The sequence below is a fragment of the Pseudomonas sp. EA_65y_Pfl1_P113 genome (assembly GCF_963970525.1).
Classification (GTDB): Bacteria; Pseudomonadota; Gammaproteobacteria; order Pseudomonadales; family Pseudomonadaceae; genus Aquipseudomonas; species Aquipseudomonas tritici.
In genome coordinates, this window is record NZ_CAXAQM010000249.1 from 1 (window position 1) to 593 (window position 593).

General features: G+C 61.6%; 1 protein-coding gene. It reads left to right on the forward strand.

All coding sequences use genetic code 11. The annotated features are described in order from the left end of the window. Positions 1 to 91 precede the first annotated feature (91 nt). A partial coding sequence (locus AACY52_RS29415; protein WP_339561236.1) for an ABC transporter substrate-binding protein occupies positions 92 to 593 on the forward strand: 502 nt, incomplete at its 3' end.

Consider the following 593-nt stretch of genomic DNA (forward strand, 5'->3'; position numbering starts at 1 on the left):
CTTGCACGGGTCGAGAACTCTGGGCAACATGATTGAACCGTCCGCCTGACAATCAAAAATCACGGGCGCGGCGGAATGGAGAGGGTCAAGAATGTCAGTTGGTCGATCACTGGGGCGAGGTGTTTTTGCGGCGACGCTCGCCGGTGTGCTTGCATTGGCGGTCGCGCCGGCGTCGGGCCAGACACTCCGCTACGCCAACCAGGGTGAGCTCAAGTCGCTCGACCCCTACACGCTGAATGAATCGACCACCAGCGCGCATCTCGGCCATGTCTATGAGGGCCTGGTTGCCCGCGACAAGGACCTGAAGATCATCCCGGCGCTCGCCGAAAGCTGGGAAACGCCGGAGCCGACGCGCTGGCGCTTTCACCTCCGCAAAGGCGTGAAATTCCACAACGGCGACCCCTTCACCGCCGACGACGTCGTGTTCTCTGCCGAGCGCGTGCGGGCGAAAGGCTCGAACTTTCAGAGCCGCGTGCCCGCCGATGCCAAGGTCGTCAAGATCGACGACTACACCGTCGATTTCATCCTGAGCTCGCCCAATCCGATCCTGACGGCACTGTGGGAGACCTGGTACATCATGGACAAGAAATGGG